Source organism: Streptomyces sp. NPDC005962, from assembly GCF_040629205.1.
Taxonomy (GTDB): domain Bacteria; phylum Actinomycetota; class Actinomycetes; order Streptomycetales; family Streptomycetaceae; genus Streptomyces.
In genome coordinates, this window is record NZ_JBEXVE010000001.1 from 453,670 (window position 1) to 476,315 (window position 22,646).

21 protein-coding genes are annotated in these 22,646 nt (G+C 72.5%); 11 read left to right on the plus strand and 10 right to left on the minus strand.

What is annotated here, in order from left to right:
- Positions 1–334 precede the first annotated feature (334 nt).
- The gene (pdxH, locus tag ABZ370_RS02175) at positions 335–964 is read left to right on the plus strand and encodes a pyridoxamine 5'-phosphate oxidase (RefSeq protein ID WP_358616028.1); all 630 of its coding nucleotides are present in this window, start codon (positions 335–337) and stop codon (positions 962–964) included.
- 350 nt (positions 965–1,314) lie between these two features.
- Complete coding sequence (locus tag ABZ370_RS02180) at positions 1,315–2,844, plus strand: PAS domain-containing protein (protein ID WP_358615192.1); 1,530 nt, start codon at positions 1,315–1,317, stop codon at positions 2,842–2,844.
- Between the two features lie 125 nt (positions 2,845–2,969).
- On the opposite strand, the gene ABZ370_RS02185 is transcribed toward ABZ370_RS02180, so the two are convergent.
- Positions 2,970–3,725 (minus strand): SIS domain-containing protein, encoded by a 756-nt coding sequence (locus tag ABZ370_RS02185; RefSeq protein ID WP_358615194.1) that lies wholly within the window; start codon positions 3,723–3,725, stop codon positions 2,970–2,972.
- Positions 3,726–3,916: 191 nt separating this feature from the next.
- On the opposite strand from ABZ370_RS02185, the gene ABZ370_RS02190 reads away from it, so the two are divergent.
- Entirely contained in the window at positions 3,917–4,609 is a 693-nt protein-coding gene (locus tag ABZ370_RS02190; protein ID WP_358615196.1) for a metal-dependent transcriptional regulator, read from the plus strand.
- A gap of 539 nt (positions 4,610–5,148) precedes the next feature.
- On the plus strand, positions 5,149–6,033 hold the full coding sequence (locus tag ABZ370_RS02195) for an alpha/beta hydrolase (RefSeq protein ID WP_358615198.1): 885 nt from the start codon (positions 5,149–5,151) through the stop codon (positions 6,031–6,033).
- A gap of 87 nt (positions 6,034–6,120) precedes the next feature.
- Here the strand turns inward: ABZ370_RS02195 and ABZ370_RS02200 are convergent, their stop codons facing one another.
- Positions 6,121–6,621 (minus strand): hypothetical protein, encoded by a 501-nt coding sequence (locus ABZ370_RS02200; RefSeq protein WP_358615200.1) that lies wholly within the window; start codon positions 6,619–6,621, stop codon positions 6,121–6,123.
- Between the two features lie 397 nt (positions 6,622–7,018).
- Here ABZ370_RS02200 and ABZ370_RS02205 point away from each other — a divergent pair, with 397 nt between their 5' ends.
- Positions 7,019–7,405, plus strand: coding sequence for an SH3 domain-containing protein (locus ABZ370_RS02205; protein ID WP_358615202.1), 387 nt, complete (start codon positions 7,019–7,021; stop codon positions 7,403–7,405).
- 146 nt (positions 7,406–7,551) lie between these two features.
- Here the strand turns inward: ABZ370_RS02205 and ABZ370_RS02210 are convergent, their stop codons facing one another.
- From ABZ370_RS02210 to ABZ370_RS02220, 3 genes are all read right to left on the minus strand, one after another.
- On the minus strand, positions 7,552–9,231 hold the full coding sequence (locus ABZ370_RS02210) for a transporter (RefSeq protein WP_358615204.1): 1,680 nt from the start codon (positions 9,229–9,231) through the stop codon (positions 7,552–7,554).
- Positions 9,228–10,049 (minus strand): ABC transporter ATP-binding protein, encoded by an 822-nt coding sequence (locus ABZ370_RS02215; RefSeq protein WP_358615206.1) that lies wholly within the window; start codon positions 10,047–10,049, stop codon positions 9,228–9,230. The genes ABZ370_RS02210 and ABZ370_RS02215 overlap by 4 nt, the downstream gene beginning before the upstream one ends.
- A gap of 129 nt (positions 10,050–10,178) precedes the next feature.
- Entirely contained in the window at positions 10,179–10,943 is a 765-nt protein-coding gene (locus tag ABZ370_RS02220; protein WP_358615208.1) for a bifunctional DNA primase/polymerase, read from the minus strand.
- 350 nt (positions 10,944–11,293) lie between these two features.
- On the opposite strand from ABZ370_RS02220, the gene ABZ370_RS02225 reads away from it, so the two are divergent.
- Positions 11,294–12,685, plus strand: coding sequence for a transcriptional regulator (locus ABZ370_RS02225; protein ID WP_358615210.1), 1,392 nt, complete (start codon positions 11,294–11,296; stop codon positions 12,683–12,685).
- A 172-nt stretch (positions 12,686–12,857) separates the two neighbouring features.
- A complete protein-coding gene (locus ABZ370_RS02230; protein WP_358615212.1) occupies positions 12,858–14,786 on the plus strand; it encodes a hypothetical protein in 1,929 nt (642 codons plus the stop codon).
- A 27-nt stretch (positions 14,787–14,813) separates the two neighbouring features.
- On the opposite strand, the gene ABZ370_RS02235 is transcribed toward ABZ370_RS02230, so the two are convergent.
- Positions 14,814–16,133, minus strand: coding sequence for an ABC transporter substrate-binding protein (locus ABZ370_RS02235; RefSeq protein ID WP_358615214.1), 1,320 nt, complete (start codon positions 16,131–16,133; stop codon positions 14,814–14,816).
- Positions 16,134–16,305: 172 nt separating this feature from the next.
- Here ABZ370_RS02235 and ABZ370_RS02240 point away from each other — a divergent pair, with 172 nt between their 5' ends.
- Both ABZ370_RS02240 and purU read left to right on the plus strand, forming a co-directional pair.
- A complete protein-coding gene (locus ABZ370_RS02240; RefSeq protein WP_358615216.1) occupies positions 16,306–16,752 on the plus strand; it encodes a hypothetical protein in 447 nt (148 codons plus the stop codon).
- Between the two features lie 48 nt (positions 16,753–16,800).
- Positions 16,801–17,670, plus strand: coding sequence for a formyltetrahydrofolate deformylase (gene purU, locus ABZ370_RS02245; RefSeq protein WP_358615218.1), 870 nt, complete (start codon positions 16,801–16,803; stop codon positions 17,668–17,670).
- Positions 17,671–17,737: 67 nt separating this feature from the next.
- On the opposite strand, the gene ABZ370_RS02250 is transcribed toward purU, so the two are convergent.
- Positions 17,738–18,937 (minus strand): maleylpyruvate isomerase N-terminal domain-containing protein, encoded by a 1,200-nt coding sequence (locus tag ABZ370_RS02250; protein ID WP_358616030.1) that lies wholly within the window; start codon positions 18,935–18,937, stop codon positions 17,738–17,740.
- 206 nt (positions 18,938–19,143) lie between these two features.
- Positions 19,144–19,743, minus strand: coding sequence for a sigma-70 family RNA polymerase sigma factor (locus tag ABZ370_RS02255; protein WP_358615220.1), 600 nt, complete (start codon positions 19,741–19,743; stop codon positions 19,144–19,146).
- Between the two features lie 309 nt (positions 19,744–20,052).
- On the opposite strand from ABZ370_RS02255, the gene ABZ370_RS02260 reads away from it, so the two are divergent.
- Positions 20,053–20,430: an STAS domain-containing protein gene (locus tag ABZ370_RS02260; RefSeq protein ID WP_358615222.1), complete on the plus strand. Its 378-nt coding sequence runs from the start codon at positions 20,053–20,055 to the stop codon at positions 20,428–20,430.
- Positions 20,431–20,583: 153 nt separating this feature from the next.
- Here ABZ370_RS02260 and ABZ370_RS02265 read toward each other — a convergent pair whose 3' ends face one another.
- On the minus strand, positions 20,584–21,717 hold the full coding sequence (locus tag ABZ370_RS02265; RefSeq protein ID WP_358616032.1) for a histidine kinase: 1,134 nt from the start codon (positions 21,715–21,717) through the stop codon (positions 20,584–20,586).
- On the opposite strand from ABZ370_RS02265, the gene ABZ370_RS02270 reads away from it, so the two are divergent.
- Positions 21,641–21,853: a hypothetical protein gene (locus ABZ370_RS02270; protein WP_358616103.1), complete on the plus strand. Its 213-nt coding sequence runs from the start codon at positions 21,641–21,643 to the stop codon at positions 21,851–21,853. The two genes, ABZ370_RS02265 and ABZ370_RS02270, sit on opposite strands and share 77 nt — an antisense overlap.
- On the opposite strand, the gene ABZ370_RS02275 is transcribed toward ABZ370_RS02270, so the two are convergent.
- Positions 21,819–22,487 (minus strand): response regulator transcription factor, encoded by a 669-nt coding sequence (locus ABZ370_RS02275; RefSeq protein WP_358615224.1) that lies wholly within the window; start codon positions 22,485–22,487, stop codon positions 21,819–21,821. The genes ABZ370_RS02270 and ABZ370_RS02275 overlap by 35 nt on opposite strands.
- Positions 22,488–22,646: the final 159 nt, after the last annotated feature.

A 22,646-nucleotide genomic window follows, 5' to 3' on the forward strand; every position in this document is an offset into this window, starting at 1 on the left:
GCGGTCCGTACCGGATACCCGGTGGTGTGCCCCGTGTGCGCGGTGGTCACCCAGCGGGGGCGTGAACCGGCGCCGGGGCACGGCGCTGACAGGCGCATGTTCGGCCACAGCGAGGTGGACGCGCCAGTCACGGGGGCGCGTGAGAAGTGGCACACCGCTTGTGCGGCGCGGGGAGGGTTATGGATACCCGGCGCGGGGGAGGGGCGAATCGCTCTTTCGGGGGACCCCGTGCGGGGGACCGGTGATGTTGCAAGATATGCGCGTGTCCCACGTTGACCCGGAGCCCCCGGCTTCCCCCTCGGCTTACTCCGCGCACACGTACGACCCGGCCGCCATGCGCGAGCACTACCGCGCGGCGGGCATCGACGAAGCGGCCCTCGGGAGCACCCCGTTCCAGCAGTTCACCCGGTGGTTCGAGGAGGCGGTGGGCAGCGGGCTGTACGAGCCGAACGCGGTGGTCGTCTCCACGGCGGACGCGGCCGGGCGCCCCAGCTCCCGTACGGTCCTGATGAAGAGCTTCGACGAGCGCGGCTTCGTGTTCTACACCAACTACGGCTCGCGCAAGGGCCGCGAACTGGCCGAGAACCCGCAGGTCTCGCTGCTCTTCCCATGGCACCCGATCGCCCGCCAGGTGATCGTGACGGGCCTGGCGCACCGCACCGGGCGGGACGAGACGGCCGCGTACTTCCGGACCCGTCCGCACGGCTCGCAGCTGGGCGCGTGGGCCAGCGCGCAGTCCTCGGTGGTCGGCTCGCGGGAGGAGCTGGACCGGGCGTACGCGGAGCTGGCGGACCGCTATCCGCCGGGGGAGCAGGTGCCGGTGCCGCCGGAGTGGGGCGGGTTCCGGGTGGTGCCGGAGGCGGTGGAGTTCTGGCAGGGCCGGGAGAACCGGCTGCACGACCGGATGCGGTACGTATGCCCGCCCGGCGAGGAGGAGTGGCGGATCGAGCGCCTGTCGCCGTGATCCCCGTGGCCGGGTCCGGGAACGCAGACGGCCCGCGGGTCTCTCCCCTGGCGCCGGTGAGGACGCCATGGGGGCCGGTCGGACGTACCGGCGACCCGCGGGCCGGGTGACTGCTTGGGATTGGCCGGTTGCGCACAACGTGCGTGCGCCAGTCCGGCGAATGCGCAGAGCGCGACGACGGACTGCTAGCCCGCAGTCACCTCACGCGTCCGGATTTGATACATCGGCCGAACCACCTCCCTTCTCGTGTGCTCCACACCCTAGGAACGGCCTCGCGGCGCACACAAGCGAATTTCCGGGAGGCAACGATTTCGCCGAATCAGGTGTGGCGCGCGTCACGTTCGAGTTCAATGTTCCGACGTGCACCATCACAGGCAGCCACGTCCACCACGTCCCGCAGGGGGTGTCCGGTGACCGCTCCGCAGCGCTCCGAACCCGCACGTCCCACGCGTCCCGTACCGGCACAGCCCGCGGCCGCGGGCGCGCCCGTGCCCGCGACCGGCCCGGGCCGGGACGACTCCGATCTGCTCGCCGCGCTCCTCGACGGCATGGACGCCGCGCTGTGCGCGTTCGACGCCGACGGCACCGTCACCCACTGGAACCGCGAGGCCGAGCGCATCCTCGGCTGGTCAACGGCCGAGGCCGTGGGGCGCAAGGGGCTGGCGGGGTGGGCGGTCCGTCCCGAGGACGCGCCGGACGTCGAGGCCCGGCTGATGGAGGCCCTGGAGGCCACCGGCCGCCGGGTGTACGAATTCGCCCTGCTGACCAAGGACGGCGGCCGGGTCCTGGTCCGTACCCAGTCGTCCGCGGTGCCGGGCGCGGACGGCCGCCCGGCCGGGGTGTACTGCGCGTTCAGCGAGGTGCACGCGCAGCTGGACCTGGAGCGGTCGATCGCGCTGAGTGAAGCGCTGCTCGACGACGCGTCCTGGTGCGTCGTCCTCGTCGACGCCGACCTGCGGGTGGCGGTCCTCAACGGCAGCGCGGCGGCGGCCCTGCGCACGAGCCGTACGGCCGCGCTGGGGCGGCCGCTGGGCGAGTTCCTCGACCAGGGCGTGGAGGAGGCCGAGAACGCCCTCCAGTACGTCCTCGCCGAGGGCGCGCCCCCGGCGCCCACCGAGCTGTGGGTGACGCTGCGCGAGGCGGCCGACGAGCCCCCGGAGGACGCGGGCCCGGCGCGCCGCTGCTGGCGCAGCGGCTTCCTGCGGCTGGCCTCGCCGCTCACCGAGGAGCCGGTGCCGCTCGGGGTGGCCTGGATCTTCCAGGACGTGACGCGACTGAAGGACCATGAACAGGAGAGCGCCCGGCTGCGCTTCCGCGGCAACCAGCTCCACCGGGCGGCCCGGGCCGCGGCCGAGTGCGAGGACCCGATGGAGGCGGCCGTGGTCCACCTGGACTTCGCGCTCGCGGGCTTCGCCGACCACGCCCTGATCGACCTGGTCCTGGAGCGCCCCGAGTCGGTGCCGCCGGGTGCGCCCCCGCCGGGCGCGCTCGCGCCCGGGGCGGGCGAGCGGACCCGGCTCGTCCGGGCGGCGGCCACCCCGGGCGGCGCCGCGGGCCCGTGCTCCCCGATCGCCCCGGGCGGCATCCCGGTGGCCTACCTGGAGGGCCACCCGGCGCTCCAGGCGGCCGAGCGCTGCGGTTCGGTGCGGGCGAGTGCGACGCGTACGGACGAGGCGGCGGCGGCCCGGTGGGCGGCGGCCCGCAAGTGGCCGGAGGGGTCGGTGCACGCCCTGTGCGCGGTGCTGCGCAGCCGCGGCCGCACCCTGGGCGTCCTGACCTTCCTCCGCGGCCCGGCCCGCCGCCCCTTCGACCGCGCGGACACGGCGTACGCGGAGGACGTCGCGGCCCGGGTGGCGGCCGCGGTGGACCTGGCCCGTTAGAACCGGACCCGGGTCAGGCCCTCCGCCAGAAGATCATCGCTGTCAGAAGATCACAGCCGCCAGAAGATCACCGCCGCCAGAAGATCACCGCCGGTAGAACCCGCCGATTGAAGCCCGCCGGAAGATCAGCGCCTGTAGAAGATCCGGTCCCCGTATTCCTCCATCACCTGGCCGTTCCACTCATGGCCCCCGTCGACGTTGCCGGACCGCAGCAGGGGCGGCCGTACGCCGCGGGCCACCAGCTCCTCCACCCCCGCCGCCACCACGGCCTGCATCAGCGCGCTCGTCACCACGGTCGACGCGGGGGCGAACGGCGCCCCGACGCCCTCCGCCGTGACCTCCGCGTCGCCGACCGGGATCTTGTTGTCGAGGACCAGATCGCAGTGGTCCTTGAGGAAGGTGCCCGAGGCGTTACGGGACGTGGTCTCCGTCGCGTAGGCCACGGACGTCACGCCGATCACCGTCACCCCGCGCTCCCGCGCGCCCGTCGCCATCTCCACCGGCAGCGTGTTCCGCCCGGACAGCGAGATGACGAACAGCAGGTCACCGGCGCGCAGCGGCCCGGTCTCCAGGACGGCCGTGGCGAGCCCGTCGACCCGCTCCAGCGCGCTGCCCAGGGTAGCGGGCATGACGTCCACCCCTGTCAGCCCCGGCACCGGGAGCAGGTTCATCAGGGCCAGCCCGCCCGCGCGGTAGACGACGTCCTGGGCGGGCAGGGACGAGTGGCCCGCGCCGAAGAGGAAGATCCGGCCGCCGCCGGTGATCGCGTCGGCGATCAGGCCGCCCGCCGCGGCGATGCTTTCGGCCTCCTCGTCCCGCATCTTGTGCAGCAGCTCGATGGCGGCGTCGAAAAAGCGCCCTGCCGGCTTGCTCTGGCTCATCGCCGAGGCCCTTCGTGTCGGTGTTAACTTGGTTCCACGTCCCCGTGGCGCGGATCACGTTGCGATGTGGATCATGAAGCTGTCAATACCACCTCCGCCCTCGCTACGGCAGTGGCCGATCCGGCCCCGTTGTCGGTGGGATGCGTCAGAATTGGGTCCAGGGCCACCGCACGACACATCAAGGGGCACGCATGTCCGGACTGATCGACACCACGGAGATGTATCTCCGCACCATCCTCGAACTCGAGGAGGAGGGCGTGGTCCCCATGCGCGCCCGGATCGCGGAGCGGCTCGATCAGAGCGGCCCCACCGTCAGTCAGACGGTGGCGCGCATGGAGCGCGACGGGCTGCTCACGGTCGCGGGCGACCGTCACCTGGAGCTGACGGAGGAGGGCCGCCGGCTGGCCACGCGCGTGATGCGCAAGCACCGGCTCGCCGAATGCCTGCTCGTCGACGTGATCGGCCTGGAGTGGGAGCAGGTCCACGCGGAGGCGTGCCGCTGGGAGCACGTGATGAGCGAGGCGGTGGAGCGCCGGGTCCTGGAGCTGCTGCGCCACCCCACCGAGTCGCCGTACGGCAACCCGATCCCGGGCCTGGAGGAGCTGGGCGAGAAGGGCGAGGCCGACCCGTTCCTCGACGACAGCATGGTGAGCCTGCGGGAGCTGGCCCCCGGCACCGAGGGCAAGACGGTGGTCGTGCGCCGGATCGGCGAGCCGATCCAGATGGACGCCCAGCTGATGTACACGCTGCGCAGGGCCGGGGTCCAGCCGGGCTCGGTGGTCAGCGTGACGGAGTCCCCCGGCGGAGTCCTGGTGGGCAGCAGCGGTGAGGCGGCCGAGCTGGAGGCGGACATCGCCTCCCACGTCTTCGTGGCCAAGCGCTGACCCCACCCCCGACTCCACCCCCGACTCCGCTGGGGCGCGCCACCTGCGGGGACGGTTTTTGTCCGGACCGGAGTTCGGGGAAATCGAGCGGTCCGGGGCGACCCGTGCAACCCTGTCGCTGACGCATATGCACAAGCGTGCTCGCGGTCAGGGGAGGGGGCTCCTATGGGCCCGGCGAGCGGCAGTGATGCCGAGCGGGCGTTCGAACGCGAGGGCCCCGGTGCCGTGAGGCGCCGGGGCCCCGCTTCCCCATGTCCCCCCGGTGGGCCCCGGGCCGTGCGGTCCGCGCGAACGCGGCCCTCACGACCCGGGCCCGTAGCGACCCGGAGCCCCGAGCTCCCAGGGTCGGCCCCCGCGGACTCCCTTCCCCGAGCAGTCCGCCTCCCGCTAGCTGTCTCCCCTCGGCGGAGGGGGCCAATCCTTGAGCGTGGTCACTCGAATGAGGGGTGTCGCCCGGCACTTGGGGTCTGTTCGAATATAAGTTCGATACTGTGGGGCGGTGGGGGTTGCACGGGAGAGGGATGGAGGTGCCGGACGACATGGTGCGACGCATCGATGTGACCGGAGCCGCCGGGGCGCGGCTCGCGGCCTGGGAGTTCACGGACCCGCCCAAGGCCGGAGGCCGCGCGGCAGCGCGCGGCGGCCCCGGAGTGCTGCTGCTCCACGGGCTGATGGGCCGCGCCGCGCACTGGGCGGAGACCGCCCGCTGGCTCGCCACCCGGCACCGGGCCGTCGCCCTCGACCAGCGCGGCCACGGCCGCAGCGAGAAGCCCGCCGACGGACCGTTCGAGCGCGGCACATATGTGGAGGACGCCGAGGCGGCCGTCGAGCAGCTCGGGCTCGGCCCGGTGGCCCTCATCGGCCATTCCATGGGCGCCCTGACGGCCTGGCAGCTCGCCGCCCGCCGCCCCGATCTGGTCCGGGCCCTGGTCATCTCCGATATGCGGGCCTCGGCGCTCGGCGGCGCCTCGCAGCGCGAATGGTCCGACTGGTTCCGGTCCTGGCCGGTGCCCTTCGCGACCCTCGCGGACGTCCGCAGGTGGTTCGGCGAGGACGATCCGTCGCTGGAGCGCCCGAACCCCGCCCGGGGCGACTTCTTCGCCGAGATCATGGCCGAGCGTTCGGACGGCTGGCGCCCCGTCTTCTCCCGCCGCCAGATGCTGAAGGCCCGTGCGGTCTGGGCCCATGACGCCCACTGGGAGGAGCTGGCCCTGGTGGAGTGCCCCACTCTGGTCGTCCGCGGTCTGGACGGCGAGCTGGGCCGCGCCGAGGCCCAGGAGATGGTCCGCGTCCTCCCGCGCGGCGAGTACGCGGAGGTGGCCGACGCGGGCCACCTCGTCCACTACGACCAGCCGGACGGCTGGCGCCGCGCGGTGGAGCCCTTCCTCACCGCCACCCTCCCCGCGCAGCCCGGGCCTGTGTAGTTCGGGTCTGCGTAGCCCGGGCCTGTGCGGTTCGAGGGCTCAGCGGTTCGAGGGCTCAGTGGTTCGGGGGCTCGACGGGGCGGGGGCTCAGCCGCGCGGGGGGAACTTCCAGACGAACGGCTTGTCGCCGATCTCGGCCCAGGCGAGCTCCAGCCGCTTCGTATCGGCCGGGATGAGGAAGGTCGTGCAGAAGGTGTAACTCTGGCCGTCCTTCCAGTTCTTGATGGCGTCCGAGTCGGCGCAGCCCTTCGGAGCGTCGCCGCCGATGACCTTCGCGCCGCGCCGCCCGTCCGCGTACACGTCCGCGTAGTCGCCGACCCGCGGCCATTCCTTGACGACGTCACCGCTCATATGCCGGTACGTCACATAACCGGTCGCCGGAACCTTGCCCCGGGCGTCCCCCGGGTCGGAAGCCAGGGACTTGGCGTCGGCGGCCGTTCCGACGTCGATCCGCCGCGCGGTGATCGAGTAGAACGGCTTGACGCCGGTGTCCTCCTTGAATGCCCGCGACGCGGACTGACCCGGTTTCAGCACGGCCTTCGCCGCCGCACTCGCCCCGCGCTCGCCGTTCTTGTGTGTCCCGTTCAAGCGGGAATGGGACTTGTGCTTGGTGGACGTGGAGGTATGGCTCTTTTTCCCAGGGGACGAACAGGCGGTGAGCGCCAGGGCCACTACGGCAACGGGCGCAGCGATGGGCAGCCACGTTGTCTTCTTCAGCAAGTCGGTCTCCCCTGCGTGATCCTTCTTCGAACGATGATCCTAGGGGCAGGAATTCCGTATCCGGGTCGTCAACTGTGTGCGTACTGTGACGGCCTGGGTGCGGGTCTGTGGAAGTGGCCGGAACCGGGCCGTGCCGCGCGTCCGGACGAAGATATTCCCATGCGGAATTCAACCTTCGTGGCCGCAACGGCGTCTACCAGCACGATGCTTGCGGATTGGCTGCTGCTACGCTCTGCCACGCGCAATCACGCATTAACACCAGGACGTGAAGAAATCACTGATCTCGGGGGGAGATCGCGTGAAGCTAAAACACCAAGCCTCGATGGTCGTGCTCTCGGCGGTGCTCATGCTGGGCGGTTCGGTCGCGATGGCGCCCACGGCATCCGCCGTGGGCTCCTCGGCATGCCGGTTCAATTCGCCGGACGTCAATTTCAAGGTCGCGACGAGTGGCGCCAGATTCCGTTCCGGACCGGGAAGCAAGTACCGCGCGATAGGGACGCTGTACCGGGGAGACCGCTTCCGGTACTTCTGCCGCACCGGCGGTCTGGGCGGATTCAATAAGAGCTGGTCCTACGGAAAGATCCTCAAGCGGACCACCTCGGGCATCAAGCCCGGGACCAGGGGCTGGGTCTACAGCAAGTACCTGAACTAGCCGCCCGGCCGCCGCTGAGGCGCAGATACGTTCCGCCAGGGAGCGTATGAGGGAACGCAGGGGGAAAAGCGGCGCGGGAGCGGGACCTGACCAGTCCCGCTCCCGCGCCGTCGCACGTATGGGCCGCCGCATCTACGGGCCGGGAATCAGCCCTTGCTCACCGCCGCCAGGATCTCCGGCAGCCGTCCCGCCGTCCGTGGCGCGGCCAGCCGCAGACCGGCCTCCGTGAGCGCCGCGCCGTACACCACGCCCAGCGGCAGCACCACCCACAGCAGGCTGTGCGCTCCGCTGACGTGCAGCCAGATCGTCAGGCCCAGCAGCGGCGCGCACAGCAGGGCGCCCATGACCATGCCGCCGATGAGGCTTATCCAGGCGAGCGAGCCCTGCCCCGGTGCCACGTTCTTGGCACTGTCCTGCGGGATGGAGTACGGGCGCAGGGCCGAGGTCATCGCGCCGGTCGCCAGCAGCGCGCCGAGCAGGCCGAGGGCGAGCCCGAGCGCTTCGGGGGCGGCGGGCAGCTCCTTCATGAAGGCGGCCGAGCCCACCACCGCCAGGATCACGTACGGCACCCCGACCAGGGCGATCGCGAACGCCCGCCCGCGCAGCTCCTCGTAGGCGTCACGTGGGGAGGCAATGGTCTGCGCGACCATCCAGAACGCGGAGGAGTCCTGCCCGAACTGGTTGTACATCAGCATGCCCAGCATCCCGGAGGCCCAGCACGCCCAGTAGACGTTGCCGTTGCCCTGGATGGAGGTGATGACGGGCATCAGCAGGCCGACTCCCAGCGAGCTGACCCAGCCCGCCTTGGCCTTGGGGTCCCGCACCGCGTACCGCAGGGTGCGCAGCATGACCGTGCCGGTGCGCCCGGCGGGCAGCAGCCGGCCGAGCGGGCCGCCCACGTCGGCGGACGAGCCCGCCCCGGCGGCGCCCCGCCGTGGCTTCTCCGTCTGGATCGTGGAGCCGTCCGGGCTGATCATCAGATGCGTCAGGCTGCGCGACCACCACCACATCAGCAGCGCCAGCGCGGCCGTGCTCAGGGCGAACTGGGCGGCGGCGAGCCCGTACGCGCCCTCGCTCACGCCCTGGACGGCGTCGATCGCCGTCGCGGGCGGCACCCAGCGCAGGATGTCCGCGGCGGGCCGCAGCGCTTCGAGTCCGCCCGCGCCGGACAGCTTCTGCACGCCCACGTTCACGAACTGCGCGCCGATCGCCACGAACAGACCGCTCAGCAGCGCGAGATCGCGGCCCTTGCGGCTGCTCAGCAGCCGGGTGTTGGCGGTCGCGACGGCCCGTGCCAGCGCCACGCACGTGAGCACGGTCAGCACGCCCGCCAGGACGGCCGCCGCCGCGGCCGCCGCCCCGTGGGCGATCGCGATCAGCGACCCCACCACCAGGGTCACGGTGAACAGCTGGCCGACGCCGATCAGCGAGGACACCAGCAGCGCGCCCATCAGCGGCCGGGGCCGCAGCGGCAGCATCACCAGCCGGGTGGGGTCCAGGGTCTCGTCCCCGCTGGGGAAGAACAGCGGCATCACCGCCCAGCCCAGCGCGAGGACCGCGGTGAGCAGGGTGACCAGCGCGTCCGCGTTGTCGGTGCCGCGCAGCAGCACCAGGCCGAGCAGCTGGAGGGCGGCGAAGAGGACGGTGATGACGATCGAGGTGATGTACGCGGCGCGGCGGCCCGCGGACTGCCGCAGCCCGTTGCGCATCAGCGACAGCTTCAGTTGGACGAAGACGGGCAGCAGCGAGCCGGTGGGGACAGCCGGGGGAGCGGGCGCCGAGGCGTCGAGCGGGCCCTTGGCGCCGAGCGGATCGGTGAGCGTCATCGGGTGCCGCCGCCCAGCCAGTCGAGGTTCTCACTCGGGCCCTGGTCGCGCGCGCCCACCAGCTCCAGGAAGGCGTCCTGGAGGGACGCCGCGTCCCCGCGTACGTCGGCCAGCGCGCCCTGTGCCCGGATCTTGCCGCGCGCCATGACCGCGACCCAGTCGCACAGCGACTCCACCAGCTCCATCACATGGCTGGAGAAGACGACCGTGGCGCCGGAGCGGGTGTAGCGCTCCAGCACGCCGCGGATGGTCTGCGCGGAGACCGGGTCGACGCCCTCGAAGGGCTCGTCGAGGAAGAGGACTTCCGGGTTGTGGAGCAGCGCGGCGGCCAGGCCGATCTTCTTGCGCATACCGGTCGAGTAGTCCACGACCAGCTTGTTCTGCGCACCGGCCAGGTCCAGGACGTCCAGCAGCTGGGTCGCGCGCTTGTCGACCTCGTCGCCGGGCAGCCCCCGCAGCCGCCCGGTGTACGCGAGGAGTTCGCGGCCCGAGAGCCGCTCGAACATCCGCAGCCCCTCCGGCAGCACGCCGATCCGCGCCTTGACCTCGGCCGGGTCCTGCCAGACGTCGTGCCCGCCGATCTCGACCGTGCCGGAGTCGGGGCGCAGCAGCCCGGTGATCATCGAAAGCGTGGTGGTCTTGCCCGCGCCGTTGGGGCCGACGAGCCCGACGAACTGCCCGGCGGGCAGTTCAAGATCGATGCCCTGGACCGCGATCTGCTCCCCGTACCGCTTCCACAGGCCCCGCACCTGCACGGCGGGCCGCTGCTGAGCGGGCTCGGTCGCGTGTACATCTGCTGCTGCGTGTGCGTCCGGCACTGATATCCCCGTCTTCCCACATCAGGCTGGTACGGGGGCTGGACGTGCCCCCGTCCGCGACCACCATACGGGGCCCGGTGACAGGGGGCCCGGTGACAGGGAGCCCGGTGGCAAGGGGCCCGAGGCGTGTCAGCGGCGCTCGGGTGGGCGCGCGTCCCGGCCGCGCGTCTCGTACCTGCGGGTCTCGTGCCTGCGCGTCTCGTGTCCACGCGTCTCGCGTCCGCGGGTCTCGTTCCCACGGGTCTCCCGGCCGCGGGTATCGCGTCCGCACGCGTAGGCGAGCGTGCTCACCAGCTCCTCGGCGTCCGGCAGCCAGCGGTTGGCGGCGGTCGGCCGACGGGCCCACTGGGTCGGGCCGTGCCGTCCGACCCGGGTCGGGGGCGCGACGGCGTAGTCCCCGTCGCCACGGGCCGCCAGGTCGACCGAGGACGGCGGCCAGCCCAGGTTCCGCAGCAGGTCCGGGATCTTCGCGGCGGCGCCGGGGAGCACGAAGAACAGCATCCTGCGGTCCGGGGTGGAAGTGACCGGGCCGAGATCGACGTTGCGGCGCTCCATCCGGGCCAGCGCCAGACAGCCCGCCGACTCCGGTACGTCCAGGGCGTCGAAGGTGCGGCCGGTCGGCAGCAGGATCGACGCGCCGGGGGCGCGGGCCCACATCCGCCGGACCACGACCGGGCTGCCGGTCGCCTGGTTCACCCAGTCCGGGGCGGTCGGATGGGCGCCGGGGGCCGGGCAGTCGGCGTCCCCGCAGGAGCAGCGCTGCAGCCCGCGCACGGTGTCCAGCCAGGCGCCGGCGAGCACGTCCCAGTGCCGTTCCTCGGCGTAGCGCACCGCCGCGTCGAGCAGCCGTTCCCCACGCTGCTTCGGAATATGTGGTGTTCCTGTCACGTCCATGGTCTCTTCCACGACCAAGACAACTTCCGCCGTCAACAAGGGTTACGGCCATGCCCCCGGCCGCGCGCTGCCGCCCGTGCTCCCCGGCGCGCGGCGACGGCATGCCGGGGCGCATGGGTGCATGGGTGGGGGCGCGTATGGGGTTCCGGCTGTGTAAGCGGGTAGCCACCATGCGTGACAGGCGTGCGAGGGCGTTTTGGCGCGGCCGTACGCACGTACGTGAACCAAACGGTCTATGTGGTCAATACGGGCAAGTTCCGCATTCGCCGTATACCCGCGATACCCGCGGGGAACTGATCAACAGGGACGGCATCCGCCGAGAACGCACAGCAGTCACTGGGGGTAAAACCATGGCCGCTAGGCCGCTTGTGGCGCGACAGCCGAACGAACGGCTGCAGGCGCTGATTCAGGAAGCCGCGTGCTCCAATGCCGGTTTGGCCCGCAGGGTCAACATGTGCGGTGCCGAGCACGGTCTCGATCTGCGCTACGACAAGACATCGGTCGCCCGGTGGCTGCGCGGGCAGCAGCCCCGTGGCCGCGCCCCGGGCATCATCGCCGAGGCGCTGGGCCGCAAGCTCGGCCGTACGGTCACGATCGACGAGATCGGCATGGCCAACGGCAAGAACCTGGCGTCGGGCGTGGGGTTGCAGTTCTCCCCGACCGTGCTCGGCGCGATAGAGCAGGTCTGCGAGTTGTGGCGCAGCGACGTCGGCCGCCGCGACTTCCTGACCGGTTCGACGGTCGCCGCCTCGGCGCTCGTCGAGCCCAGCCGCGACTGGCTGATCACCGGCGCGGACGCGCAGGTCGCGCGCACCGCCGGGGCCCGGGTCGGCCGCTCCGACGTCGCCGCGGTGCGGGCCACCACGGACGCGCTGGTCGAACTGGACCACCGCTACGGCAGCGGCCATGTGCGTCCGGTCGTCGTCCACTACCTCAACAGCGTGGTCTCCGGGCTGCTCGCCGGGTCCTACCGGGAGTCGGTCGGGCGCGAACTGTTCGCGGCGGTCGCCCGCTTGACGGAGCTGGCCGGTTACATGGCGATCGACACCGGCCAGTCCGGGCTCGCCCAGCGCTACTACATCCAGGCGCTGCGGCTCGCACAGGCCGCCGGGGACCGGGGGTACGGCGGATACGTGCTGGCCGCCAGCATGAGCCATCTCGCCGCCCAGCTGGGCAACCCCCGGGAGATCGCGCAGCTGGCCAAGGCCGCGCAGGAGGGTTCGCGCGGTCAGGTGCCGCCGCGCGCGGAGTCGATGTTCCTGGCCGCCGAGGCGCGCGGGCACGCGCTCATGGGGGACGCCCCGGCCTGCCAGCACGCGGCCGGGCGCGCCCTGGACGCGATGGAGCGGGCGGTGGGCAGCGGCGGTCCTTCCGGGGACGAGCAGCCGTGGATTCGCCACTTCGACCGCGCCTATCTGGCCGACGAACTGGCCCACTGCCACCGCGACCTGGGCCAGGCCGAGCCCGCCCGGCGGCGCGCCGAAGAGGCCCTGGCGGGCCACCCGGAGGGCCGGGTGCGGCGCCGCGCCATCGGGCTGCTGCTGCTGGCCACGGCGCATGTCCAGGGGCGCGAGGTGGAGCAGGCGTGCCAAGTCGGCGGCCAGGCGGTGGATCTGCTCCAGACGCTGCGCTCCAACCGGGGAGTGGAGTATCTGGACGACTTCCAGCAGCGATTGGAGCCGTACCGGGACGAGCCGGTGGTACGGGAGTTCGGGGCGAGGCTGGAGGTGCAGGCCGCCTGAGCCTGTCCCGTTCTCCTCGGGCGGTCCCTTCGCGGCGCTGTCGCGGCGCCGTTTCCGGGCCGTTGCCGGGCCTTCGCCGGTGACCAGTCTCTCCCTCCGGCGGGCTCATACCCCCACGGGTAACCGGTAGCGTGAGCCGACGATTCGGTAATCGCTTCTTCAAGGAGACCCGGTGACGCAGAGCGGACACGGGAACGAGCCGCAGCTGCCTGCGGTCCGTGAGGGCGTCGTACTGCCCGCTCAGGGCGACCAGTGGCCCCCCGAGCCGCTGGAGCCCGCGGAGCCCGTGGGGCCCGTGGGGCAGCAGCACGGCGCCCCGGCCGGTGGTCAGGCGTGGGGCCAGCCCTGGGGACCCCAGGACGCGCCGCAGGGGCCGCCCCCGCAGGGCGCGGCCCCCGCCGCGCCGCACCCGCCTGCCGGGCCTCCCACGGGTGCGGGACCGCTGCCGCCCGAGGGTGCGCCGTACGGTCAGCCGGGGCAGTCCTTCGGCCCGCCGCCGCAGGGTCCGCAGCAGTCGTATGGGGCGCCGCAGGGTCCGCAGCAGTCGTTCGGGGCACCGCAGAGCAGCCCGGAGCAGTCGTTCGGGGCGCCGCAGACCCCGGAGCAGTCGTTCGGGGCGCCGCAGGGCTGGGCGCCGCAACAGCCGCTGCCGCCTCAGCAGTCGCCGCAGTCCGCGTACCAGCAGCCCCCGCAGCAGCCGCAGCCCCCTGCGTACCAGGAGCCGCAGCAGCCCGCCGAGTACCAGCAGCCCCAGCCGCCCGCGTACGGGCCGCCGCAGCCTCCCGCGTACCAGCCGCCGCAGGCACAGTCGCAGCCGGAGAGACATCCGCAGCCGCAGCCGTATGCCGGTGCCGCCGACGAGACGCAGCTCCTGCCGCCGCAGCCCGCCGGGGACGCCGAGGCGACCCAGTACATACCCCCCGTGCCCGGCACCGGGCACGCCGCGCCCCCACAGCAGCAGCCGCAGCAGCCGTCCGCCAGTGCGCCGCTGCCGCCGGAGAACCGGCCCGCCAAGGCCGAGGCCGCCGCCGAATCCACCACCCAGCTGCGCACGGTCCGCCCCGGCCGGGGAGCACACCGCGGCGGCGGGCAGCAGCCCGCGCACGCCGCGCCGGGGGACGCGGAGGAGACTTCCGTCCTGCCGAGCCCGATCCCGGCCGCCGCGCCGCCGCAGACCGCCCCGTCCCGGCGCGGTCGGCAGCAGCAGCAACAACAGCCGCCGAAGCCCGCGGGCTCACCCTTCGCGATCCGCCCCGGCCGACCGGGCGACCGGCCGCCGCCCGCCGAGTTCGACGGCCTGTTCCGGGCCGACGGCGGCGGCGCTGCGGGGGCGGGCGCCGGTGCCGAGTCCCCCGGCGAGACGCAGCAGATGCCGCAGTTCACCGCCCCGGCGCCCGCTCCGGGCCCGGCGGACGGAGGCGGCGGGCACGGCGGACGCGGCCGCCGTGGCCGGAGCGGGCGCCGGATGTCGCCCGCCGTGCTCATCGGCATCGTCGTCGCGGGCTGCGGGATCGCCGGTCTCGCCGCCGGAGCCGCGCTGAGCGCGGGCGGCGACGACGAGAAGAAGGACGACAACACCACGCTGGGCAGCTCGGAGCCGAGCGCCGGCGGGGACGAGACGGCCGCACCGTCCAAGTCGGCCGACCCCGCGCAGCCGCAGGCGAAAGCGCTGGACGCGCTGCTCAAGGACAGCAACAACAGCCGCTCGTCGGTGATCAGCGCCGTGAACAGCATCAAGACGTGCAAGAACCTGCCCAAGGCCGCCTCGGACCTGCGGACGGCCGCCGGGCAGCGCAACGACCTGGTGACCCGGCTGGGCAAGCTGTCCGTCGACAAGCTGCCGGATCACGCCCAGCTGACCGCGTCGCTGACCAAGGCGTGGAAGTCGTCCGCGCAGGCCGACAACCAGTACGCGGCGTGGGCCGGTCAGGTCCGCGGCAAGAAGGGGTGCCCCAAGGGCCAGGCCCGCCGGACCGGGCGGGTCGGGGCGGCCGAGCGGGCGAGTGGCGAGGCGACCACGGCCAAGCGGAAGGCGGCCGAGCTGTGGAACCCGCTCGCCGGGAAGTACGGCCTCACCAAGCACGACGCGACCCAGCTCTGAGCGGGGACGGGCCGTTCCCCGGGGCGGTCAGTCCCGGGGGCCGTACCGCTCCAGTGTCTTCGCCACGTTGACGAACCCCTTGCGCACCGCGACCAGCCGCCCGTCGCGCACCACCTGATAGGTGACGTCGGCGTTCACGATCCGCGGGTAGTCCGGCACGTTCAGCGGGTCGTCGTATCCCCAGCGCAGCGGGGGCGTGAGGCCGCCGGTGTCGACCTTGTGGCCGTGGTCCAGCGCGTTGCGCACGGTGCGCGCGCTGATGTTGCCGGGGTTGAGGGACATCAGGACGGAGCGCAGCGCGGTGTAGGCGATCCAGGTGGTCTGGGTGCCGGCGTCGTCGGGGTCGATGCGGTTGTCGTCGAAGGCGTACTTGTTGATGACCTTCTTCATGGGGCCCCAGCGCGGATCGTCCGGTGCCGGGTACCAGCCCGTGGCGTATGTCCCCTCCAGCGGGCTGTTGCTGCCGCCCGTGCTGTCGACCAGGGACTGCCGGACGCTGCCCATGATGGAGGCGATCCGGACCTTCGGGTGGTCCTCCTGGACGCGCCGGAAGGAGTCGAAGAAGGTGCCCGTGCGGTTGCCGAGCGCGGCGGTGACGCAGGAGCTTTTCATCTCCGCGCCCGCGGCGGCGGAGCCCAGGGAGCTGTCGGCGCCGACGTCCTCCAGGGCGCTGGTGGCCTGCCTGCTGTAGTCGCCCGCACCCTCGGGGGCGCGTATGTCGTGGGCGGGCTCGCGGCCCGCCGCCTTGAGCCCGGCGTCGAGGAGTTCGGGGAGTTCGTCGCCCGCGATGGTGTCGGGGCGTACCAGCGAGACGCGTGCGCAGCGGGAGCCGAGCTGGCGGCCGTTGCCCGCGAGCAGCGCGGCCTGGCCGCCGTTGACGGGGTAGGAGTACGGGCTGTTGAACTCCTCCTGGGTCAGCCCGTAGCCGCCGATGTACGGGATGCCCGCGACCTCCAGCGGGGAGGTGAACGAGCGGCCGTGCTGGCTGTACGAACCGACGACCGCGACGGCCTTCGCCTTCCCCGCGTCCTGCGCGCAGCGCGCGGCCTGGACGGAGTCGTTGCGCTCGTTGCAGGTGATCACTTTGAGCTTGCGGCCGTGGATGCCGCCGCTCGCGTTGACCCAGCGGGCGTACGCCTGCGCCATGGCGGGCATTCCCGGCATATTGGTCGCTTTGGTTCCCTCGGGGGCCCATGTCATCACGACGATGGGCTTGTTGTCCGACGCCTTCGACATTCCCGGCAGCGAGCCGCATCCGGTCAGCGAGGACGCCCCGGCCGCGGTGCAGAGTGCGGCGACGACGGCTGCTCGGAGGGGGTGAGAGGAGGGGCGGCGCCGTCGGGTCATGGTATGGGAGCCTGGTGCTCCGGGCGGAACACATCCGCTATGTAAGGGAACGCGCGGGTATCGGGAAGGTGAACACCCGGGGGGCGGTGCGTCCCCGTGTGTGAAGAACGTACGATCGATCACTGTGCAAGGTTCGGAAAAGTCTTCCCGTCGCGGCCATCGCTCGACCACCATGGGCGGTATGCCTGTCAACGACATGCCCTGGTGGCGCTGGCGTACCAATGTGCGCTCAGGGCTGCATATGCTCTCCGACCCGGTCTTCCAGCAGGAGTGCTGGCTGGCCGGGCAATCCGGCTATGGCGATGTGACCGATGCCGTCTACCGGCTGGTCGAGGACACCTGGCTGGACAACTGGTCCGCCGAGAAATACGTCGGGACGGTCTTCCGCGATTCGCAGGAGGCGGCGCTCGTCGATGTCGCCGTGCTGCGGGTGCTGAGGATTCTGCACCAGGTCGGCGCGGACGCCCCGGTCTCGGCGTACATCGAGCACCATGCCTGGCCGGAGGCGGTGCGGGCGGCCCGCGACGCCCATATGCGGCTGGCCACCAACGACGGCGAGGACCCGGATGTGCCGCCGCGCACCCTTGAGGTGCTGTCGATCATGACGCGGGCCGCCTAGCCGCGGCGGGTCCTGAGTGGTGCCGTGGGTGTGCGACGCTATGGAGTCATGAGCGAGTCGCATTCCGTTCCCGACCAGTACATCCTCACGCTGTCCTGCCCGGACAAGCAGGGCATCGTGCACGCCGTGTCGAGTTTCCTCTTCATGACCGGCTGCAACATCGAGGACAGCCAGCAGTTCGGGGACCGGGACACGGGACTCTTCTTCATGCGGGTGCACTTCCGTGCCGTCTCCCCGGTGAAGGTGGAGGACCTGCGGGCGAGCTTCGCGGCGGTCGGGGATTCCTTCGGGATGGACTGGCAGATCCACCGTGCTGACCAGAAGATGCGCATCGTGCTGATGGTCAGCAAGTTCGGGCACTGCCTGAACGACCTGCTCTTCCGCTCCCGGATCGGCGCGCTCCCGGTGGAAATCGTGGCGGTGGTCTCCAACCACACCGACTTCCAGGAGCTGGTGGGCTCGTACGGGGTCCCGTTCCGGCACATCCCGGTGACCAGGGACACCAAGGAGCGGGCCGAGGCGGAGCTGCTGGAGCTGGTGCGGGCGGAGAACGTCGAGCTGGTGGTGCTGGCCCGCTATATGCAGGTGCTCTCGGACGACCTGTGCAAGCAGCTGTCCGGCCGGATCATCAACATCCACCACTCCTTCCTCCCGAGCTTCAAGGGCGCCAAGCCGTACCACCAGGCGCACGCGCGCGGAGTGAAGCTGATCGGCGCGACGGCCCACTATGTGACGGCCGACCTGGACGAGGGCCCGATCATCGAGCAGGAGGTCGAGCGCGTCGGCCACGGCGTGACCCCGGACCAGCTGGTCGCGGTCGGCCGCGACGTGGAGTGCCAGGCGCTGGCCCGCGCGGTGAAGTGGCACAGCGAGCGCCGCGTGCTGCTGAACGGCCGCCGGACGGTCGTTTTCGGCTGATTCGGCGAGATACGGGCCAATGCGGGCCGATACGGGGAATATCGGGCCGGGGTTCGTCGGGCGGGGGCTAAAGCCGCGAGAGCGAGGCCGTCGCGAACAGCACGTCGCGGATCGCCTCCACGTCCCCCATCTGCCCCACCGCCGCCTCCTGCGGCGGCACATGCCCGGCGGCCAGCTGGTAGAACGCCTCCGGGTCCAGCGCGATATGGGCCACCGCCTCCTCCGCCGTTCCCTTGGCGGCCGGTGAGTCCAGCGGGATGTACCAGTCGCCTCCGCCGGGGCCCTCGACCTCCAGATGGAGCGTACGGCCCGGGGCGCCCGCCTCGACGAGGCGGCGCGGCGGGGCGGCGAGCCCGGCGCGGCGCCGCTCGGCCAGCGCGTCGGGCAGCAACCGGGCACACAGGTCGATCATGGCCTTGAGGTGGGCGGAGGCGGGGAGTTCATACGGGTAGTCGACGGCTTCGGCGATGTCCCCCGCGTGCACCCAGCACTCGAAGGCGCGGTCCAGGAACGCGTCGCGGACCGGCAGCGTGAAATCCCCGAACGGTACGGAGAGATCCGAGGCCCCGCGCCCGGCGAACGACACCGTACGGACCAGCGCGTGCCCCTGCTCACGCCACAACTCCCGCAGCGCGGTGGACGGGCCGGTCCCGCCCGTGGCATCGGGCTCCGCGTGCCAGTACGCCTCCGTACGGGCCGAGGGTGAGCCGGGGGCGTGCTCGCCGAGCGGGTCGGGCAGCGCGAGGGCGGCGGCCACGGCGCCGTCGACCACCATCAGATGCCCGATCACCCCGGCGACGGTGGTGTTCCGGCTGGTGAGGCGGTGCCCGTCGAACCACTTGAGCCGTACCGGAGCGCGCCATTCGGCGTCGCCCATGTCCCGTAGCAGCGCGTCCAGCCGGGCGGCCTCCGCGTCGTACGCGGCGGCCCAGCCGGGCACCGGTATCCGCGCGGGGCGGCGGCCGAGGCAGCCTGCCAGCACCCGGGAGCGGAGAAGCGGGTCGAGGTCGAGGCTGTGTTCGGCGTGCAGCAGCCCCACGGCCTCGCGCAGCCGCAGCGCTTCCTCGGCGCAGGAGGTGCAGTGGTTGAGATGTGCCTCGACGGCGGCTGTCTCGTCGGGCGAACAGGCGGTGAGCGCCCAGGCGCCGAGGAGCGACCGCAGGACGTCATGCGAGGGCGGCGGGGCGGTGTGGGGCCGGGCGGTGCCGGGTTGGCGGTCGGCGGGCGGGTCGGTGGCAGGTGGATCAGCTGGTTCGGGTAGCGGCATGAGGGGGCCCGGCCAGCCGCTGGTGTCCTCGGCGGCGCTTCGTGGCGTCGGAATGCGGGGCGGTCCGTCCGGTTCCGGTGGAATGCCCGATGTGTCGCCGGGTCCGGCCGTGCCGTCGCCGTCACCGTCACCGGAGTTGTCGCCGTGGCCGTAATCGGGATCGGGGAAGTCGCCGGGGTCGTAGCGCTCCGGGCCGCCCGCGCCGCTCACAGCGCCCGCCCGTAGCCGGGAGGCGCCGTGGTGCGCGGCGGTGGGACGTAGGCGGTGGACAGCAGTTGGAGCCCGAGCCGCAGGCGGCGCCTGGCCTCGTCCTCGGTCACACCCAGGGCGGCGGCGGCCTGGCGGTAGTCGCGGCGGTCGAAGTAGGCCAGTTCCAGGGCGGCGCGCAGCGGGGCGGGCATGGAGGTGACGATGTAGTCGGCGCGGGCCGCGACGGAGGCGTCGCGGATGCGCTCCTCGACGGCGACGGCGACGGCGACATCGTCACCGCCACCGTCGCCATCGCTGTTGTCGTCGTCGGTGGTCCGCGACCGGAGCCGGTGCACCGCGTGGCGGTGGGTGAGGGTGGCTATCCAGGAGCGCAGGGAGCCCTGTTTGGGGTCGTACGCGTCCGGGTTCTCCCAGACGTAGGTGAAGACTTCGCGGGTGATGCGGTCCGCCGCGTCCTCGTCTTCGAGGACGCGATGGGCGAGATGGTGGACGAGGGAGGCGAGGCGGTCGTACAGCTCGCCGAGCGCGGCGGCTTCGCCGCGTGCCAGCCGCTGCTGCATCCTGCGGTCCCAGCGGGGCGGTGCGTCGTTCGCCATGCGGCCCCCATCCCTCTTCGTCGGCCGGGTCTGTTGGCACTATGCCCACCTTCATATCGAATGTAGTGCCGGGGGCTGACACAACGCGCCTCCATGCGGCAAAGTGCGGCACAACGCGGCTGCGGATGGTATTGGGCCGGTCACGGTGTGCAGGAGCGACGGGACGAAACGCTTCGGCGGGGCATAGGGTCGTTGGCACGGCCTGAGACTGGGGGGAGTTTTATGCGGTGCCGGGCGGGCAGCCGCTCTGGAACAGCAAATTCCGGTTAGCTGCGAGTGAAGGGCTTCGAGCGCGTGACGTTGAAGGTGATGGAGGACGGACGGGGGGAGTGGGTCGTCCTGCAGGTCTCCGGCGAGATGGACCTCGTGACCTCGCCCGCAGTCCGGCAGCACGTGCACGACGCGGTCGCCGAGGGCCGCCACTCACTGGTGCTCGACCTCTCCGAGGTTCGCTTCTGCGATTCCAGCGGGGTCGGCGTCCTGATCGCCGCGCGCCGGCTGATGCGGTCGTGCTCGGGCAAGCTCCGGTTGATTCTTCCGCCCCAGGACGCCGCCCATGGCTCCCATGTGCACCGCGTCCTCGCGGCCCTGGGCGTCCGCCGCCTGTTCGACGTCTATCCCAACCTGATGGTGGCGACGGAACCGGACGGCGACGAACAGAGCACCGCGAATACCCTCTCGGCCTAGCCGGTCCGGCTAGCCAGTCCGGCCCGGTCGGCGTGTGAGACCACGCCCGAAGAGCGCCCGGGGCCATGCCCGAAGGGCGTCCGGGGCCCGAGGCCTGCCCCGGTCCGGGGAAGGGAAGGGAAAGGGCGGGGCGGGGAACAGACCCCCCGCGCCTTACTGATCTCGCGGCGGCACCTTCGGGAAGTCCGCCAGCACCACGAAGCCCCCCTCATCCGTCGGCTCCGCCGTGAGCGTGCCGCCCAGCAGCACCGCCCGCTCCCGCAGCCCCACCAGCCCATGGCCGCCGCCCGGCAGTCCCGGCGCCACGGCCGAGGCGTCCGGCGGCCCGTTCCGGACCTCCACCCGCAGCCCCCGCCCCTCGGTGGCCGCCTCGGTGATCCGTACCGTCACCCGCGCCCCCGGCGCGTGCTTGCGCACATTGGTCAACGCCTCCTGCACGATGCGGAACGCGGCCCGCTCCACCGCCTCCGGACGGCCCGCGCGCCGTGCGTCGTCGGCCTCCTCGTACGCCACGTCCAGCGCGCTCAGCTCGATCATCCGGGGCAGATCCGCCAGCCGGGGCTGCGGGGTGAGCTGTTCCAGGTCGCCGCCCGCCGCCCGCAGGATGCCGACCATGTGGCGCAGCTCGTCCAGCGTCCGTACGGACAGCTCGCGGATCGTCCGCGCGCCCTCCCGCGCCTGCTGGTCCGCCGCGCTGATCTGCACCGCTCCGGCCTGGAGGCTGATCAGGCTGACCTGATGGGCGACGACGTCGTGCATCTCGCGGGCGAGCCGGGCGCGTTCGGTGCTCAGCACCTGCTCGGCGATCAGCTCGTCGGCACGGCGGCGGCTGCGGGTCAGATCGTCCAGGCGGGCGGCGAGTTCACCCCGGGTGCGCACCAGCAGGCCCAGTGCGATGGGCCCGACGGAGGTGACGCACGCGTCGATCAGCGTGAGCGTGTTCTCCCGGTACGCGGTCGGCTCGAAGTCGGAAACCGGCCACGGGACGAAGTGCGCGGCGGCCAGCAGCAGCGCCGAGACGCCGAGCAGCCGTGGGCCGGGGCGGCGTTCGGCCACCGTATAGAGCGCGATCATCGGCGCGAACCAGATGTAGCCGATGAAGATGCCGGGCAGGGTCACCAGGAAGACCGGGGCGGGGAAGCGGTGGCGCAGCAGCAGGGCCGCCGCCGCGACCAGGGAGACGTTCAGCTCCAGGCCGAGGGTGACGCCGTTGACGAGCAGCGAGTCGGCCACGGCGAGCACGGCGGGGATCAGCAGCGCGCCCCACCGCGGCAGCCGTTTCGGCAGCCTCCGCCGCCACGGTGGCGGCGATGACGGGAGCGACGGCGACGGCGACGGCGATGTCGATGTCGACGGCGGTGCGGCGGGCGGGGTGGGCGCGGCCGCGGTCACCGAGGTCCGCCCGCCCCCGGGCGGCTGGTGACCAGCCCGGCCCGGTCGGCGACGATGGCGGCCTGCACCCGGTTGAGCCCGCCCAGTTTGCCGAGTACCGCCCGCACATGGTCCTTGACGGTGCTGGGCGCGAGCCCCATCCGTTCGGCGATCTGCGCGTTGGCCAGCCCCTCGCCGAGCAGCGCGAGCACTTCTCGTTCGCGCGGGGTGAGGGCGTCGACCGCGCTGGCGGCCGTCGCCTCCGCCTCGGCGGCGAGATAGCCGCCGATGACGGCCCCCGTGACGCCGGGGTCGAGGACGCTGCCGCCCTGGGCGAGGGTGCGCACCGCGCGGACGAGCTGTTCCGGGTCGGTGTCCTTGAGGAGGAACCCGGCCGCCCCGGCGCGCAGCGCGGCGGTCAGATACTCCTGGGCGTCGAAGGTGGTCAGCATGGCGACGGTGGGGGAGCGGGGCGCGGCCCGCAACTGCCCCAGTACGGTGAGCCCGTCGGCGTCGGGCATACGGATGTCGAGGAGGACGACGTCGGCCTCGCTGCCGAGCACGGTCTCGACCGCCGTTCCGCCGGAACAGTCGGCGACCACGTCGATGTCCGGGGCGGTGCCCAGGATCAGCCGCAGGCCGGATCGTACGAGTGCCTCGTCGTCGACCACCGCAACACGGATCACCGGCCACTCCCTCCCTCAGCTGTCATGCGCATTGTCCGCACAGCCTGCCCCATCGGAGCACCAATATGGAGTGGTCTCCTCCGCCCTGTTGGGGGGATCACCCCGCCGATCGGCGGGGGACGAGGGAAGACCGGAGGCGGATGTCCGTGCGTCCGGGGC